Genomic DNA, 13,795 nt, shown 5'->3' with positions numbered 1-13,795 from the left:
GCGGGCCCGTTCGCTGTTCCGCCGGCGCCCGCGCGCGGAGCGGACGGCTGCCGGTGCGGCCGCTCCGCTAGAGGTGCTCGGCGGAGGGCGGCTCGTCGTCCATCTCGAAGAACTCCGGCATGGGCGCGCTTCCGGCCAGGCGGAGCAGCCGCACCAGCCGGCCGGCGCGGACTTCGCGGATGCCGGCCACGGCGTTGTTGTAGAAGCGCCGCGCCAGCAGCACGCGCTTGCCGGCGGCCTCGACCTCGGCGACGACGCCGGCGGTGGCGCCGTCGGGCCGGCCCGCCATCTCCACGGCGAACCCGGGCTCGCCCAGCACGGCGCGCAGGGCACGCGAGAGGTTGCTTTCGGCAAGCTCGCGGGCAGCGCGGCCGTCGCCGTGGGCGCGGCGGGCGCGGGCGGCGGCGTCGCCCAGCAGCAGGGCCGAGGCCGGCTCCAGCGCCTGGGAGCCGGCGAGCTCCAGCACCACCGCGCCGCGCCGCAGCAGTGCCGCGTCCAGCGCGGCCCAGGCGGTCTCGACGCGGGTGTGCAGCCGGTCGAGCCGCCCCGCCCGCCAGGACACGTACGCCGACAGGAGTACCAGCGCCGCGACGGCAAGGGCTGCGATCGAGATCCACGTGGGCATCGGCGCCTACACGATCTCGGCGCGGCCGGCGGTCACCGGGCCGTGGTCGCGGCCCAGCGGAAGCACGGTCTCATAGACCCGCACGACGTCGGCGGCCACCGTGGTCCAGTCGTAGGCGCGCACCGCCTTGCGCGCCGCGTGGGAGAGGGCCCGGCGGCGCTCGGGGTCGTCGAGCAGCTCGGCGGCGCCGCGCGCCAGGTCGGCGGGCTCGCCCGTGGCGAACAGCCGGCCGGCCTCGCCCTCGCGCAGGACCCGGGCGAAGGCGGGGATGTCGCTGGCCAGAAGGGGCGCGCCGGCCGACATCGCCTCGGCGAGCACGATCCCGAAGCTCTCCCCGCCCAGGTTGGGCGCGCAGAACACGTCCACCGAGTGGTAGGCGCGCACCTTGTCGACCTCGTCGACCCGGCCCAGGCACACCACGCGGTCGCGCAGCTCGGGCGCGACGCGCTCGCGGACCTCGTCGGTGTCGCCGGGGCCGGTGATCAGCAGCCGCAGTCCGGGGCGCTCGCGGGCGAGGGAGTCGAAGGCGTCCAGCAGCACGCCCAGGCCCTTGCGCGGCTCGTCCAGCCGGCCGAGGAAGCCGATCGCGCCTCCCTCGCCGGGCCAGCCGTCCAAGGGCCGGGCCTCGGTGTAGCGGTCGACGGCGACACCGTTGGGGATGAGCACGGCGTCGCCGCCCAGGTGCTCGACGAGCGTCTTGCGGGCCGCGTCCGAGACGGCGATGCGGCCGTTGATCTTCTCCAGCGCGGACTGCAGCACGCCGGCGGAGGCCGCCAGGGCCCGGGAGCGGGGGGTGGAGGCGTGGAAGGTGGCGACGATCGGGCCTTCGGCCACCCAGCAGGCGAGCAGGGACAGGCTGGGCGCCGCGGGTTCGTGTACGTGCAGGACGTCGAAGGCGCCGTCGCGGATCCAGCGGCGCACCCGGCCGGCGGCGCGGAACCCGAAGGAGAGCCGGGCCACCGAGCCGTTGTAGGGCACCGGCACCGCGCCACCGGCCGAGACCAGGTAGTCGGGCAGCCGGGTCTCGGAGTCGCAGGGCGCCAGGACCGACACCTCGTGGCCCAGGTGTATCAGGGCTTCGGCGAGGTCGCCGACGTGCTGCTGCACGCCACCGGGGACCTCCCAGGTGTAGGGGCAGACCAGACCGACCCTCATGGCCTCGTTCGCTTCCGACTCGGAGTGCGGCCGCGCCGCGGGGCGGACGCCGGCGGTGCGGCGGGGGGCTCCTCAACGCTACCCCGGCCGTCCGCGGCCTCCCCGCCGGCCCGGTGGTCGAGGTCGGCGGTGAACACGCGCTGGAGCATGTGCCAGTCCTGGGGGTGGGCGGAGACGGCGGCTTCGAACACGCGGGCCAACCGCTGGGTGGTGGCCCGCACCCGGTCGGCGCCGGAGTCGCCGCCGGCCGGGGCGACCTCCTCGTGCACGTGGACCCGCATGCGCCCGCCCTCGTACCACAGCGACACCGGCACCAGGGCGGCGCCGGTGCGGTCGGCGAGAACGGCGGGCCCGGCCGGCAGGCGCGCCGGCTCGCCGAAGAGCTCCACCTCCACCCCGGACTCGGTGAGGTCGCGGTCGGCGAGCAGGCAGACCAACCGGCCGCGCCGCAGCCGCTGCGCGAGCACACCGGCGCTGTGGGCGTTCCCGCCGGTCAGGGGAAGCACCTCCATGCCCAGGTGCTCGCGGAAGGAGACGAAGCGCTCGAACAGCGGCTCGGGCTTCAGGCGTTCGGCCACCGTGGTCAGCGGGATGCCGTAGCGGCTCACCCAGGCGCCGGCGAGGTCCCAGTTGCCCATGTGCGGCAGCGCCGCGACCACGCCGCGGCCGCCGGCCATGATGCGGTCGATCCGCTCGATGCCGGTGCACTCGACCCGCGCGCGCACCTGCTCCTCGCCGAGCGCCTCCAGCAGGAACATCTCGTAGAAGTAGCGCAGGTAGGAACGCATGCCCGCGCGGGAGAGCGCCCGGATGCGGTCCTCGCCGGCGGCGGGGCCGACCACCCGCCGCAGGTTGGCTTCGAGACGCCGCACGCCGGGACCGCGCCGCAGCCAGCTCCAGTCCGCCAGGGCGCGGAACGCGGCGCGCCCGGCGCGCTCCGGGACGCGCCGCAGCACGGCCCAGCCCGCCGTGTACAGCGCCGTGGTGGCGCGCTCCCGGGCTTCCATGCCGTCCCTCCCTCGCTCAGACGGAGCCGGTGTCGCCAGCGGTGCGCCGCGGCCGGGTGAGCCGGTTGCGGGTCTCGATCAGGCGCTGGACGACCGTGATGCCGCTGAGCAGGGCCAGGATCCACAGCCCGGCGGGCAGGACGTAGGGCACGTCCAGGCCGCCCAGCCCCGCGGCCACCAGCAGGATCACCAGCCGCTCGGCGCGCTCGGCGACACCGACGTCGCAGTTGGCGCCCAGCGCTTCGGCGCGCGCCTTGATGTAGGAGACGCCGAACCCGGCGACGAGGCAGAACAGGCTGACGCAGCCCAGGGTCGGGTTCTCGCCGCCGCCGAAGAACCACAGCATGAGGCCGCTGAGGATCGCGGCGTCGGAGAGCCGGTCGAGAGTGGAGTCGAGGAAGGCGCCCCACTTGGTGGTGTTGTCGGAGGCGCGGGCCACGGCCCCGTCGAGCATGTCCAGCAGCACGAAGCCGGTGATGACGGCCGAGCCGGCGAACAGCTCGCCCAGGGGGTAGAAGACGAGTGCGCTGACGACGACGCCGAGGGCACCGACGAAGGTGACCATGCTCGGAGTGACCCCGAGCCTGGCCAGCAGCCGGCCGACGGGCAGGAGCAGTCGGCTGAACAGGGGACGCAGATATCTCAGCATGATCTCTCAAGATCGTATTGCGCAGGAGGCGAAGGCGGCCACGCGGCGCTCCGGCGGCACCGGCCCTGCGTCGCCCGGTGCGCCTCGGCCGCCCGCCGCCACGGTCGGCGGAGGGGTCGGCGCTAGGGCGCTTCTCCCGGGTCCAGGCGGCAGGCCGGGGTTCCTCCCGGCATCAGGTGGCGGTGCCGGGAGACCCAGTGGTAGGCGGCGGCGCCGAGCGCGCGCAGGGGCGCCCGGCGCAGCAGCCACCCCACGGGCGGCCACAGCGGGCGCCGGCTGGCGAGCATGAGCACCGCGATCGCGTCGATGCCGCCCCACAGCCGCCTGCCGGCGGCGTCCAGCAGCAGGACCTCCTCTTGGGCGCGGGCCCGGGCCGGCGCGGACAGTCCGCTGCGCTGCCAGGGCACGGTACGCAGCCGTGGCTCGACGTAGCGGCGGGCCAGTCGGGCGCTGCTGGTGCAGAAGCCGCAGTCGCCGTCGAAGACCAGCACGGGTGCGGGGCGCTGTGGGGCGATGGGACTCACCTCTTCCTCCGCGGCGGTCACTCCTGGGGCCAGGACTCGGCGAGGGTCGCGCGGGTCTGCTGGAGGAGTTCGGGCAGCACCTTGGTGCGCCCGATCACGGGCATGAAGTTGTTGTCGCCTCCCCAGCGCGGCACGATGTGCTGGTGCAGATGGGCGGCGATCCCGGCCCCGGCGGGCTCGCCGAGGTTCATCCCGACGTTGAACCCCTGCGGCCCGTAGGCGCGGCGCAGCGCGGTGATGGCGGACCGGGTCAGCGAGGAGAGCTCGGCGGTCTCCGCGCCGTCGAGCAGGGTGTAGTCGCCGATGTGCCGGTAGGGGCAGATCAGCAGGTGGCCGCTGTTGTAGGGGTAGAGGTTGAGCACGGCGTAGGCGGTCCTGCCGCGGGACACCACGAGGGCCTCGGCGTCCTCGCGGCCGGGGGCGCGGCAGAAGGGGCAGCCGTCGTCGGGCGCCGGTCCGCTGGGCCTGTTCTCGCCCTGGACGTAGGCCATGCGGTGCGGGGTCCACAGGCGCTCGAAGCCGTCGGGGTCGCCGAAGGGGGCCTCCCGCTCGGCTTCACTCATCGTCGGCTCACCTCACCGCGTCTCGACGCCGCCACCGTGTGCGGTCCGCACCGCGGCGGCCGTGCTGGCTCCAGCATAGGACGCCCGGGCCGCGCGGGCCGAACAGCCCGCCGCCCCGCCGCCCCGCCGGTCGGCCGCGCAGGCCGCGGCGGGGCGGCGGGGTCCGCAAGATCCCCGCCGCGGGTCACTCGGCCTTGGCGGACTCCTCACCGGAGCCGGACGCTGCGCCGCCGGCCGCGCCCTCCCCGGTGCCCTCCTCGGCGTAGCGGCTGCTCAGCTTGACCGGGGCGCCCTTGGAGCGCCGGCGCAGCAGGTTGAGGATCTCCACGAACAGCGAGAAGCCCATGGCGGTGTAGATGTAGCCCTTGGGCACGTGGAAGCCGAGCCCGTCGGCGACCAGGGTCATGCCGATGAGCAGCAGGAACGCCAGCGCCAGCATCTTGATCGTCGGATGGTTGTTTACGAAGCGGCTCAGCGGCGCGGCCAGCACCAGCATGACGATCACGGCGATGACCACCGCCGCGACCATCACCCAGATGCCGTTGGGCTGGTCGCCGATCATGCCCACCGCGGTGATGACCGAATCCAGCGAGAAGACGATGTCCAGGGCGACGATCTGGATCAGCACGGCGCCCATCGCGGCGCGCACCTGCGAGCCCGCGTGGTCCACCTCGCCTTCGAGGCTTTCGTGGATCTCGTAGGTCGCCTTGGCGATGAGGAAGAGCCCGCCGACGAGCAGGATGAGGGACTGGCCGCTGAACTCGAACGAACCGAGGGAGAACAGCGGGGCCGTCAGCCGCATGATCCACGTGATGGAGGCCAGTAGCAGCAACCGGCTGATCAGGGCGAGGCCGATACCTAGCTGGCGCGCGCGGGCGCGCTGGTGCTCGGGCAGCTTGTTCGCCAGGATCGAGATGAAGACGAGGTTGTCGATACCGAGGACGATCTCCAGCGCGGTCAGCGTGAAGAATCCGACGATCAGGTCCGTGGTCATGGCGGGGTCGTCAGCTCCGGGGATCTGCGGTCGGGGGACAAGTGCGGGCGTGTGGAGTCTAGATCATGCCGATGTGTGCCCTTGGTAAAAGGACTTCCGTCGCGGCGGCCGGATCAGGCCGCTCATACGCCGAGCAGGGTGCGGAGATGGCGCGGAGCCGGCGAACCGTGGGCCAGGACGCTGTCGTGCAGCTCGCGGCGGGAGGCGCCGGGCCGTGCAGCGGCGGAGTCGCGCACGATTTCCGACACCTCGCGGTAGCCGGTGTAGTAGGTGGAAAGCTGAGCGCTGCTGAGCCGGGCGCGGCGCCACTTCCCGGCGGCCTCGCCCTCCTCCTGGTGGCCGCGTTCGACCAGCAGCGACATGGCCTCGGACTCGGTCATGCCGTGGGCGTGCACGCGCACGTCCAGGATGGCGTTGATGATCATCCGCAGCCGGGTCTTGAGCTGGACCAGCCGCATGCGCAGGTTGAGGCCGGGGTCGTCGGCGCACCAGCCGTCGGCGTGCAATGCCTCCTCGGCGTAGACGGCCCAGCCCTCGATGAAGGTGTCGCTGAAGAGCGCCCGGCGCAGGCGGGTGCCGCCGGAGTAGCGCGCGGCGTGCGCGAGCTGCAGGGCGTGGCCGGGCACGCCCTCGTGCACCATCAGCTCGCGCAGCATGTCGGCGTTGTACTCGCGGTAGAACGACGCGCGCCGCTCAGCGGGCCAGTCGGCGGGAGGCGGGGCGACGGCGACGAGGGTGGGGCGTCCGGGCGCGGCCGAGAGCGAGCCGGGCGGGTCGCAGTAGGCGACCGCCATGCCGCGGCGGGACTCGGGCATGGGGATCACGCGCACGGGCCGGTCGGGCAGGGTGGCGAAGTCGAGCTCGCGGGTGCGGTCGATCAGGTGCTCCAGCGCGCGCTCGCAGGCGGGCCGCACGGTCTCCTCGGTCGTCGCGGAGTCGGCCGCGATGCGGTCGAGGACCTCGCGCACCTGGCCGGGGCGCGGCGGGGCGCCGGCGAAGTCGGAGGCGGCCTCGGCGATCGCCTCCTCGGTGGCCAGCAGGTCGCTCTCGGCCCGGGTGAGCAGTGCGTCCTGGGAGAGCTCGGAGTCGAGCGTGTACCACAGCCGGGCGGCGTGGTCGCGCGCGCCCAGGCGGGGGTCGGCGTCGGCGGTCTCGACACGGGAGCGCAGCCAGTCGATGTGCCGGCGCAGCGCGGCCGCCGCGATGCCGCGGGCGTCCTCCGCGCCGGAGCGCAGCGACGGGGTACGCACCTGCTCGGCGAGGCCGTCGATGCCGTCGCCGAGCAGCCCGAGAGTGCCCTCGGCGCGCCCGATGGCGGTCTCGACGTGCACGCGCGGCATACCGGGGCCGCCTTCCAGCCGCTCGCGGGCGGTGGCGAGGAAGCCGGGGACGGCGGCGCAGCGCGCCGTGATCGCGCGCAGCCGGTCCTCAGCGGGCAGGTCCTCGCCGGCGAGGATGCCGTAGAGCGCGTCGCCGGGCAGGTGCACCAGCGGGTCCCAGGTCTGCGGGCGGAGCTCGGTGAGCTGCCACAGGTCGGCCGAGACGCGGTTGCGCAGCATCTCCAGGTCGACGCGGTCGGCGGCGGGCAGCAGCAGGTCGTCGATCTCGTCGAGTGCGCCCAGGGCGTCGGTGAGCACGCCGGCGCGCCGGGCGTCGGCCTCGGACGCGTGGTCGGCGAGGCGGTCGGAGAAGCGGTGGTCGCCGAGGTCGTCGGCCCACTCGGGCGCCTCTTCGAGCAGGGCGTCGAGGATGCCCTCGCCGACCGCGTGGAAGCGGTCGGTCATCGCGTTGGCGCCGGGCTCGGGCTGATCGCGGGAAGGATCGGAAGTCATCGCCTGCTATCTTGCACCGTCACCGCGCGCGACGCACCCCCGCGTGCACAGGCCGGGTGCCCGCCGCGGGGCCCGCTCGCGCACACAGCGGCCGCGAACCAGTGGAGGATTCCCGTGCAGTTCACCCGCATCGTCGACCTGAGCCGGACCGTGGGGCCCCGGACGCAGGCGTTCCCCGGAGACCGGGCACCGAGCGTGGAGCGCTCGGCCACCGTGCCGGTGGAGGGGTTCAACTCCAGCGCGGTGCACATGAGCTCGCACAGCGGCACCCACGTGGACGCGCCCTTCCACTTCCTGGACGGCGGGCAGCGGCTGGAGGACCTGCCGCTGGAGCGGTTCACGGGGCCCGCGGTGGTGGTCGACGCGACAGGGCTCCCCGATCGCTCGCCTGTCACCGCCGCCGACCTGGAGCCCTGGCGGGACCGCTTCGTCCCGGGCGCGGCGGTGCTGGTGCGCACCGGATGGGACGGGCACTACGGCACGCCGCGCTACTTCGACCACCCCTACCTCGACGCGAGCGCGGCGCGACTGCTCGCCGAGTCCGGGGTGCGCTGCGTCGGCGTCGACTCGCCCAGTCCCGACTCCACGCCGCACGGTCCGCACGCCCCGGGCGACTGGGCGGCGCACTCCGTCCTGCTGGGGGCGGGTGCCGTCATCGTCGAGAACCTGCGCGGGCTGGAGCGCGTCGACTTCGCCGACCCGCTGTTCATGGCACTGCCGATCCGCCTCAGCGGCGGCGACGGAGCGCCCGTGCGGGCCGTGGCCGCCCGGCTGGACTGAGGCTGGCGCCGGCGCGGCCGGACCGTCCCCCGGCCGCGCCGACTCCCGCGGCGGGCCGGGGGGCGGTCAGCGCCAGGAGCCCTGTCCGCCGGTGGAGGTGGGCTGGCCCGCCCCTCCGGGGTCGCCGACGGTTATGGCGTGCTCCACGAGCGTGATCAGTGTCGACTTGGTCGAGGAGCGGTCGCGCGCGTCCACCTGGACGATGGGGATCTCCGGGCTGAGCGTCAGCGCGTCGCGCACCTCCTCGGCTGCGTGGGGGTAGTACCCGTCGAAGCCGTTGACCGCCACGACGAACGGCAGCCGGGCCTCTTCGAAGTAGTCGATGGCCGGGAAGCAGTCGGCCAGGCGGCGGGTGTCGACCAGCACCACGGCGCCGATGGCGCCCTTGACCAGGTCGTCCCACATGAACCAGAAGCGGTGCTGGCCGGGCGTGCCGAACAGGTACAGGATGAGGTCGGAGTCCAGCGAGACCCGGCCGAAGTCCATGGCCACGGTGGTGGTCTGCTTGTCCGGCGTCTTCGCGAGGTCGTCGACCCCGACACTGGCGCTGGTCATGACCGCCTCGGTAGTCAGCGGCACGATCTCGGAGACGGAGCCGACGAACGTCGTCTTCCCTACACCGAAGCCTCCGGCGACGACGATCTTGACCGACGTCATCGCACTCGCCGCGGCACCGCCCTCGTCGGCCGCGCTAGAGCTTGCGAAGTCCACTGAGCACCCTTTCAAGAAGGTTGGCGTTGGGCCGACTGTCGGTGTTGGTCGACGAGGTGATCTGCAGCAGTCCCTGTTCGGACATGTCCGCCACGAGCACCCGCGCTACACCGAGCGGGATGCGCAGCAGAGCTGAGACCTCGGCCACGGAGCGCCATTCGCGGCACAGGTCGCTGATGGCCTGGCACTCGGGGGTGAGGGTCCCCGATTCGTTTCGCGCCGTGTCCGTCGAGGAGATCAGCGTCTCCAGAGGCAGCTCGGACTTGGGCTTGGTGCGCCCCTTCGTCACAGCGTAGGGGCGGACCAGCGAACTGGGGGAACTGTTGGCCGCCGCCTGCTGGTCGGCGTTGTTGTTCTGGGTTGGTCGTGGAACATCCGCGCCGCCCGGGCCTGCCGCCGGCGGCCTGGAGGCGCCGGCGGGCTGCTGTCCGAACCACGAGGCGCTCCCGGCATCTCGACTGTGAGGTGCCACCACTTCCTCCTGTCGGTGGTGGTTCAGTGGATTCCCGAGGTACGCGCCGCCGGAGTCAGCGCACGCCCCGCCCGCTCGACGAGCAAGGTCATCTCGTAGGCGACCAGGCCGAGATCGCACTCGGCGGCCGCGAGCACAGCGAGGCAGCTGCCGTCGCTGATCGACATGATCAGCAGCAGCCCCCGCTCCATCTCCACGACCGTCTGCGACACGGCGCCGCCCTCGAAGACCCGGGAGGCGCCCTGGGTCAGGCTGGAGAGCCCCGAGGCGATGGCGGCCAGCTGGTCGGCCCGGTCAGCGGGAAAGCCGGTCGAGGAGGCGAGTGGGAGCCCGTCCGACGAGACGACGATCGCGTGTGCGACGTCCGGCACTCGATTTGCGAAGTCAGTGATCAGCCAGTTGAGCTCGTTCACCGGTTGATTCATCTGTTCTCCTGTCCGTATCGGCCGGGGGATCGACCGCGGCCCGCAGGCCTCACGTCGGCGGCCGAATGGGCTCCTGTAGTGACCTTATTCGGTTGCTTGCTGCTGATCATCACGAGAGGTGCGGATGATGCTAATCCATCGCTGTTCCGTGATATGTCAGGACCCCGACCCGGCGGCCCGCGGCGAGTCGGAGCGCGCCTGACCGTACCCGCACAATGCACTAGTTCTCCTCGTTCGGCGCATCGCCGATCTGGTTGCGGCCTTCGCGGACCCCACGCTGGAAGCCTGAGAAGCGGTTGCGCACCCGGTCTGCGGAGCGGTTCGGGACCTGCTTGACGTTCTCCGGCGTGGGAGCCGTTCCGGGCACAAGGTTTGCCTTAGGAACGCGTTTTGGCAAGCCCGAAGTCGTCAATCCGCCTGCGATGGGTTCGGCGGCGGTCTGCGCCGCCTGCCAACCGCGGTCGGACTCGGACCGCCAGTCGTCCTCGGTTCCGTAGGACTGCGCGGTCGCGGGGTCGTGGCCGTCGTTGGACTGGTGAGCGCCCTGGTCGTGGTGCATGTACTGATCACCCTGTCGCGCCGAGGCGCCGTTGGCGCCCGCCGTCTCGGCTGCGCCGCGCTGTGGCGCCTGGGCGGCCGGAGGGCTCTGCTGCGGCCGCTCGGACCGGCCCCGGTCGCCGCCGGCGTCCGGCTCTGCGCCGAAGCGCGGCAGCGGACCCGTCTCGGGCTCGGTCGCGGGGCCGCCGCTGCGGCGCCGGAACCAGTTGGACTCGATGGCGTCGAAGATCGGCAGCGTCTCCGAGCCGCCGTCGGGCGAAGGCGGAACGACGGTGTTCTGCCCTGCTGCGCCGCCCCCGCCGCCGTAGCGCCGCGAAAGGTAGGCGGTGGAGCCGTAGCCCTCGCGGCTCTCGGGCTCACTCCACTCCTGGCGGCCCGCCTCCGCACGAGCGGGCTGCTGGCGGGGCTCCTCGGGCCGGCCGCCCGCCTGCTGCGGGTAGTGGCCGTTGGCCCCGTTGGCCCAGCCGTGCTCGGCGGGGCCGGCCTCCGACGCCCGAGGGGCCGCCTCGTCGGCGGGACGGGCGAAGGACTGCGTGGGCGCCTCCTCGCGGTATCGCTCGTCGGGCCGCTGCTGCTGGTTCCGCGGCTGCTCCCGCCAGCGGCGCGTGTCCCAGGCGTCCCACTGCGGGCCGCCCGACTGCTGCTCGGCGCGCGGCGGCTCCGCGGGCTGGGGCTCCGACGCGTAGGTCGGCGGCTCGGCGGGCTGCTGCGGCGGCCGGCTCTGCTCCGGACGGGCGGGCGGCTGCGCGGCGGACGGGCGGGGAGGTGCGGCCGGCGGCTCGGCGGCCGCCGGGGGCTGCGGCGGGCGGCTCTGCGACTGCGCGGGCGGCAGGTTCCATCCCGAGCCCTGCCACAGGTCCTCGCCGCTGGGCGGATGCTCCTCCGCGGAGCCGCCCGCGCGGTTGATGCCCGGCTCCCGCTTGGGCAGCTGCGGGCCGGCGGCGGAGTCGCGGCGGTCGCCCCAGACGGAGGGCTCGGGCGGGGCCGGGTTGGCCGCGAACGCGGCTGCGGCCTCGGCGTAGGTGTCGGGTGCGCCCGGAGCGCTGGGGGACTCCAGCGCCTGCTGGGACTCCACCGGCGTGATGAGCAGGTCGGGGGGCAGCACTGCGTAGGCGGTGATGCCGCCGTTGTGGGCCTCGTACAGCTGCACGCTGATGCCGTGCCGGGCGGCCAGGCGGCTGACCACGAACAGGCCCATGCGCCGGGAGACGCCGACGTCGATGACCGGCGGCTCGGCGAGGCGGGCGTTGACGGCGCGGATCTCCTGCGGCGGCATGCCGATGCCGCTGTCGGTGACCTCGACGCGCACACCGCCGTTTTCCAGGACCTGGGCGGTGACGGCCACCGGGGACTCGCTGGAGGAGAACGCCGTGGCGTTCTCGACCAGCTCGGCCACCAGGTGGATGACGTCGTTGACCGGGCGCCCCAGCACCGAGATGTGCGAGGGTGCGCGCACGTTGATGCGCTCGTACTCCTCGACCTCGGAAATGGCACCGCGCAGCACGTCGACCAGCGGGACCGGCTGCGCCCACTTGCGGGTGTTGTCCTGGCCGGAGAGGACCAGCAGGTTCTCGTTGTTGCGGCGCATGCGCGTGGCCAGGTGGTCAAGCTGGAACAGGTCGCCCAGGCGCTCGTCGTCCTGCTCGCCCTGCTCCAGGCCGTCGATCAGCCGCAGCTGGCGTTCCACCAGGGTCTGGCTTCGCCGGGAGAGGTTGACGAACATCGCGTTGACGTTGCTGCGCAGCGCGGCCTCGTCGGAGGCCAGGTGCAGAGCCACGCGGTGGACCTCGTCGAAGGACCGGGCGACCTCGCCGATCTCGTCGCGGGACTTGACCTCGATCGGGGTCACCTCGACCTCGCCGGCCGCGCTGGACTCCTGCATGCGGGAGATCGCGCCGGGCAGGTCGTCCTCGGCGATGCGCATCGCGCCCTCGCGCAGTGCGCGCAGCGGCCGCACCAGGGAGCGCACCACCATCGAGGTCAGCGTGAAGACGGTGATGAGGACGGCCAGCACCAGGATCGACTCGATCACGGCCCGGTTCAGGGCGCCCGACCGCAGCGAGTCGGCCTGGGCGCGTACGGACGTCGCCAGGTTGGACTCGATCTGCGACATCTTGTCCAGGACGACGCCGGTGACCTCCTGGTAGGACTTGGGGGTATCGCCCGGCGTCACGCCGGAGAGGTCCTGGTCGTCCCGGGCGCGCATGATGATCCGCAGCCGGGTGGTGGCCATCTGGCTGACCTCGGCGCCGACGAAGGTCTCCTCGTACATCTGGCGCTGGCCGGTGGTGGCGGCGTTGCGGAAGTTGTCGCGCTCGTTCTCGAAGGTGGCCCGGCTGTCCTCGATCTCGGAGCGGATGCCCTCGGACATGCTGCCGCGCATCAGTGAGTGCAGCATCAGCGCGCCCTCATAGGAGAGCTGTTCGCGCGCCTTGGCCACTCCCGTCAGCGCGCGCACACTCGACCGCAGCTCGGTGTCACTCGTTCCTTCGGCGATGACCTGGTTGAAGTCGGAGAGCGAGTCGAGCACCTGGGTGTACTTGGTGACCATCGGAAGCACGGTCAGGCGGGTGCTCTGCACCTCGTCGCGTACCCGGTCCAGGTTGCCGAGGCTGCCCTGCATGGTCGCCAGTCGGGTGGCCATCAGCTGGCTGCCGGGGTCGCCCAGGCCGTCGATGAGGCTCTGCACCCGCTGCTCGGCTTGGCGGCTCTCCTCGATCTGGTCCTGGAGGGCGCCCAGCGTCTCGTCGGAGCGCTGCTCGTAGTTGGGGTCGTCGGCGATGAAGGCGGCCGCCATCAGGCGCTCCCGCCCCAGCTCGGTCGACAGGTCGACGACGGCCTCGCCCAGCGCGGCGGCCTTCTCGATGCGGTCGTGGGTGACCGTGTTGACGACGCTCTCGGAGATCCGCAGCCCGCCCAGAATCAGGGCGACCGCAGTGGGGATCACGATGAGTGCGATCAACCGGGGGCGTACGCGCCATTCACGCGGTGCCCACCAGCGCCGCCGGCCTTCCGCCGGCTCGGCCGCGCGGTCGGCCTGAGGCGCGCCCCGTGCGGCGCCGCCTCCGTCATCTGTCGCTCGTGTCGACACGGACCCTCGCAACCTTTCGTGTTCACCGCCTCAACCGCCGGATTCCTGTTCCCTGCGGGTGATACCGGATCGGAGGGCGGCCGATGGAGCCTGAGTGATTCCGGATGGGCCCGATCGGGCCGGCCGCGCGCGGCGGTCTGCGCGGAATAGAGTGGGGTTCCGCGCCTTGACGCACCCTCAGGGGGAATGAAGAGGCGTTGTGCACCATAAACCAAAAATGGTGCACGTGAGGTTGATAGCGTACCAATCCGTGCAGATGCCACGGTTCCCGTGAGCGGCACCACGGCGCGTCCGCGGCCGCTGCGACCGCCGTGAAACCCCCCTTACCTGGCCCGACCCGCACCGAAGGCGCCGGAGACAGGCCGGGTATCGGACCCCCGAAATCACTTAGATAACTTTTCGGACACAC

The 13,795-nt window shown here is 73.0% G+C and carries 13 protein-coding genes; 1 reads left to right on the top strand and 12 read right to left on the bottom strand.

The genetic code is table 11. The annotated features are described in order from the left end of the window. Positions 1-67 precede the first annotated feature (67 nt). The 8 genes from ABEA15_RS17305 to ABEA15_RS17270 form a co-directional block, all read right to left on the bottom strand. Complete coding sequence (locus tag ABEA15_RS17305) at positions 68-625, bottom strand: hypothetical protein (protein WP_345557551.1); 558 nt, start codon at positions 623-625, stop codon at positions 68-70. Positions 626-631: 6 nt separating this feature from the next. Continuing rightward, positions 632-1,780 carry a glycosyltransferase family 4 protein gene (locus ABEA15_RS17300; RefSeq protein WP_344145299.1) on the bottom strand — a complete coding sequence of 383 codons (1,149 nt, stop codon included), beginning with the start codon at positions 1,778-1,780 and terminating at the stop codon, positions 632-634. Further along, positions 1,777-2,787, bottom strand: a complete 1,011-nt coding sequence (locus ABEA15_RS17295; RefSeq protein ID WP_344145301.1) for a phosphatidylinositol mannoside acyltransferase — start codon at positions 2,785-2,787, stop codon at positions 1,777-1,779. The genes ABEA15_RS17300 and ABEA15_RS17295 overlap by 4 nt, the downstream gene beginning before the upstream one ends. Before the next feature lie 16 nt (positions 2,788-2,803). Next, complete coding sequence (gene pgsA, locus ABEA15_RS17290; protein ID WP_345557549.1) at positions 2,804-3,436, bottom strand: phosphatidylinositol phosphate synthase; 633 nt, start codon at positions 3,434-3,436, stop codon at positions 2,804-2,806. A gap of 122 nt (positions 3,437-3,558) precedes the next feature. Next, on the bottom strand, positions 3,559-3,960 hold the full coding sequence (locus tag ABEA15_RS17285) for a thiol-disulfide oxidoreductase DCC family protein (RefSeq protein ID WP_344145305.1): 402 nt from the start codon (positions 3,958-3,960) through the stop codon (positions 3,559-3,561). A gap of 17 nt (positions 3,961-3,977) precedes the next feature. Beyond that, positions 3,978-4,523, bottom strand: coding sequence for an HIT family protein (locus ABEA15_RS17280; RefSeq protein WP_345557546.1), 546 nt, complete (start codon positions 4,521-4,523; stop codon positions 3,978-3,980). A gap of 184 nt (positions 4,524-4,707) precedes the next feature. Next, complete coding sequence (locus ABEA15_RS17275; RefSeq protein WP_344145309.1) at positions 4,708-5,517, bottom strand: TerC family protein; 810 nt, start codon at positions 5,515-5,517, stop codon at positions 4,708-4,710. A 122-nt stretch (positions 5,518-5,639) separates the two neighbouring features. After that, entirely contained in the window at positions 5,640-7,349 is a 1,710-nt protein-coding gene (locus ABEA15_RS17270) for a DUF885 domain-containing protein (RefSeq protein WP_345557544.1), read from the bottom strand. A 114-nt stretch (positions 7,350-7,463) separates the two neighbouring features. On the opposite strand from ABEA15_RS17270, the gene ABEA15_RS17265 reads away from it, so the two are divergent. Further along, complete coding sequence (locus tag ABEA15_RS17265; protein WP_345557542.1) at positions 7,464-8,129, top strand: cyclase family protein; 666 nt, start codon at positions 7,464-7,466, stop codon at positions 8,127-8,129. A gap of 66 nt (positions 8,130-8,195) precedes the next feature. On the opposite strand, the gene ABEA15_RS17260 is transcribed toward ABEA15_RS17265, so the two are convergent. The 4 genes from ABEA15_RS17260 to ABEA15_RS17245 all read right to left on the bottom strand — a co-directional run bounded on the left by ABEA15_RS17260 (position 8,196) and on the right by ABEA15_RS17245 (position 13,242). Further along, a complete protein-coding gene (locus tag ABEA15_RS17260; protein ID WP_344145448.1) occupies positions 8,196-8,786 on the bottom strand; it encodes a GTP-binding protein in 591 nt (196 codons plus the stop codon). A 34-nt stretch (positions 8,787-8,820) separates the two neighbouring features. Continuing rightward, positions 8,821-9,315 carry a DUF742 domain-containing protein gene (locus tag ABEA15_RS17255; RefSeq protein WP_344145316.1) on the bottom strand — a complete coding sequence of 165 codons (495 nt, stop codon included), beginning with the start codon at positions 9,313-9,315 and terminating at the stop codon, positions 8,821-8,823. Positions 9,316-9,335: 20 nt separating this feature from the next. Beyond that, entirely contained in the window at positions 9,336-9,737 is a 402-nt protein-coding gene (locus tag ABEA15_RS17250; RefSeq protein WP_131099191.1) for a roadblock/LC7 domain-containing protein, read from the bottom strand. Between the two features lie 220 nt (positions 9,738-9,957). Continuing rightward, complete coding sequence (locus ABEA15_RS17245; RefSeq protein WP_344145321.1) at positions 9,958-13,242, bottom strand: sensor histidine kinase; 3,285 nt, start codon at positions 13,240-13,242, stop codon at positions 9,958-9,960. Between the last annotated feature and the right edge of the window lie 553 nt (positions 13,243-13,795).

It is taken from the genome of Streptomonospora halophila (assembly GCF_039542725.1).
GTDB classification, from domain to species: Bacteria; Actinomycetota; Actinomycetes; order Streptosporangiales; family Streptosporangiaceae; genus Streptomonospora; species Streptomonospora halophila.
The sequence above is the reverse complement of the archived record's forward strand: the minus strand, read 5'-3'. Positions and strand labels throughout refer to the sequence as shown.